Annotated in this window: 2 protein-coding genes; both read right to left on the reverse strand. The window is 58.3% G+C overall.

Going from position 1 to position 2382, the window contains the following annotated elements; genetic code table 11:
• Positions 1-191: 191 nt before the first annotated feature.
• Complete coding sequence (locus tag EJI01_RS28145; protein ID WP_126840386.1) at positions 192-1262, reverse strand: hypothetical protein; 1071 nt, start codon at positions 1260-1262, stop codon at positions 192-194.
• Between the two features lie 314 nt (positions 1263-1576).
• On the reverse strand, positions 1577-2359 hold the full coding sequence (locus tag EJI01_RS28150) for an RHS repeat-associated core domain-containing protein (RefSeq protein ID WP_221885740.1): 783 nt from the start codon (positions 2357-2359) through the stop codon (positions 1577-1579).
• Between the last annotated feature and the right edge of the window lie 23 nt (positions 2360-2382).

The raw sequence follows: 2382 nt of genomic DNA on the forward strand, positions 1-2382 counted from the left end.
GCCCGTTGCGGAAGTTCGCGCTGCTCGAAAGGAGACGTTGATGCTGCCTCGGCTGAAGAGAACAGACATCCCCGCGGGAGCCGAGGCCAACACTTGCGACGCGCCGTCCTGGTTGGTCCTCGAGAGCTCCATTGCCGCGGCCGTGATGATTACAACAGATCGCCAGGGACTCACCGGTAGGTAGATCTGCGCTATCCGTACGAATTTTGGCTTGAACGATCCTTGCTGGCTTGACCAAGCCACCTTGGCGGATTCGGCGCCCATTGCGACGAAAAGTCCTTTTCGAGGAGTGCGCAGACCACCGCGCCAAGGTTGACATGCAGATGCTCCTGCGCCGCTACTTCTCCTGCGTCCTTTGCGTCGGCCTGGAGCACGAATCCCGTGAACGTGTGCCAGTCCTTTGCAAACTGCGCCACGATCAGTCGAGCGAGATCATAGGAAAGCATGCTTCCGTCATCGGTCCGACCGAATGATTCGCCTGACCAGAACTCCTGAATTACTTCAGGGCCCCAGAAGCCCTTGTGCCTGTTGTTCAAGGCGCGCGCCCTTAGCTGCGCTGCCGAGCCTCCTGCGATCCGATTTTCGACATTTACCGCCAAGCCTTCGTTCAGCCACAACGGGAGCGGCAAGTGCGCGAGGCAGGCGTGGGTCATCTCATGAGCGATGACGGGCTCGATGGCTCCCAAATCTGTTTTGACTGAGACAAAATGTGCACTGTCGCGATCGATGTACATGCCACTGCTGAATGCGAACTCACCCGCATCGGGGTAGTAGTGTGAGACGTATCTGTAGTAGCTCTCAGCATCGTCAAAGACAATCAGGATGTCTTTTCCCCATGGCGGGATCTGTGCTAGACCGTTCAAGATGGACGCCACACGCTGGAGTGTTCGCTCCATATAGCTGAGGGTAGCCGCAGCTACACCCGCTTCCATCGACGAAAGCAGCATCGCGGTCTTCGATTCGCGAAGAAGAAACTGCGGGCCTAGTGCTTCTCGAAAGTGCTGCAACCACCCTCTCTCCATGGCTTCCCATGCCGCAGCCTGCGCAGCCGGGGACTCCAATCCACTCAGCCAAATTTCGACCTCGCTCCACCTCAACAGCGGAAAGCCTTCGTAATAGTCGAGATGCTGAACAAGTTGGAAGTCGGCCAATCCTTCCATGGAGATCACAGCAGGAGGCGATGAGTGATTCTCCACTGGGCCAACTTCTGGCCGCGGCGGGCGCGGTTTCGTCCTCAGCAGCAAACGCATCCAGTTCAGCATCGTGTCATCATGATTCTCGGGCGTGGCATCAGAGACCCGGCGGCAATGAGCGCAGCCGCAACCCATGACGCCGCACGAGTCGGTCTTTAATCACCTGCCCCTTGAATTCTTGGGTAGAAGTAAGGACAGCACGACCAATGCTGCTCCAACTGTCACGACAAGATACTTCCCGCCCCACTCTTGGAATGGACTCAGTAGCCAGTACGCAAGGTATGGAAGTGCCGATTTCACGCCACCGCTATGGGTAGGCACACCCTCTTGGGCTCCCATCGCGATAGCGATCAAGGCGCACCCGATTATGAACAATATTCCCCTCATCGCCGGATCAGTCTCGAGCCAGAGCGCCAGTTGTCCCGTACCTCGTTCGCATTGGTGTAGGGATCGATACTGGGATCAAACGGCAACTGGAACGCCGGATCTCGTCCAGCAGATACGCAGCGACAACCAGGAGGTGTTTCCGCCGTAGTCCGCGCGGGCGGAAGAAAGTCCGTAGGGCTTTTAATGTCATTGGGTTTACAGCCTGACGGGCCGGAACAATCCCACTGAATACAAGGTAGATCCAGCGGCGCGCCCGGATAGGGAGGATTGGGAGTCTGGATCATGCTGGCTGCGGCCTCATAGGCAGCCCGAGTGGGTAGATCGCTGTGTTGGATTGTTCGTGGCGGGACTCCCCGTGCATAGTACGCTCCCGACGATGGAGGACCGAGGCTGCGCAGTCCCTCCGGGTCAACGAGGCTAAGTGGGTTCGCATCCACGTAGCCGAATCGATTCCAGCCCCCATCGAGTCCGATGGGGTCGCTCTGGGTGTATCGCCCTGTAGTCGAACTGTAGCTGCGGAAGTAGTTGTAGAACAGCCCACTCTCCGTGTCCGCGTACTGCCCGGGGTAGCGCAGGTTGTATGTGACTGCTGATGCGCCAGTGATGCCTGTTGTGGGATTGGTCGTTGCGCTTGTGAACCGCTTCGCCGCGACCGTCGGCTCCTCATCCCCAAACGCAGAATACGCCCACTGCCAGAGCACTTGCCCATCGGCCGCTGTGATGCGTCGCGGAGTACCTAGATGATCCGGATGGACTGCAAAGGCTATGCCGTCGATGATGGTGGCTACGGGTGTTGGCCCGC

The sequence above is a fragment of the Variovorax sp. MHTC-1 genome, assembly GCF_003984645.1.
Taxonomy (GTDB): Bacteria; Pseudomonadota; Gammaproteobacteria; order Burkholderiales; family Burkholderiaceae_C; genus Variovorax.

What these genes read in the sequence shown, in the direction of transcription:
- EJI01_RS28145 (WP_126840386.1), bottom strand. Translation starts at nt 1,262, where the DNA reads ATGCTGAACTGGATGCGTTTGCTGCTGAGGACGAAACCGCGCCCGCCG.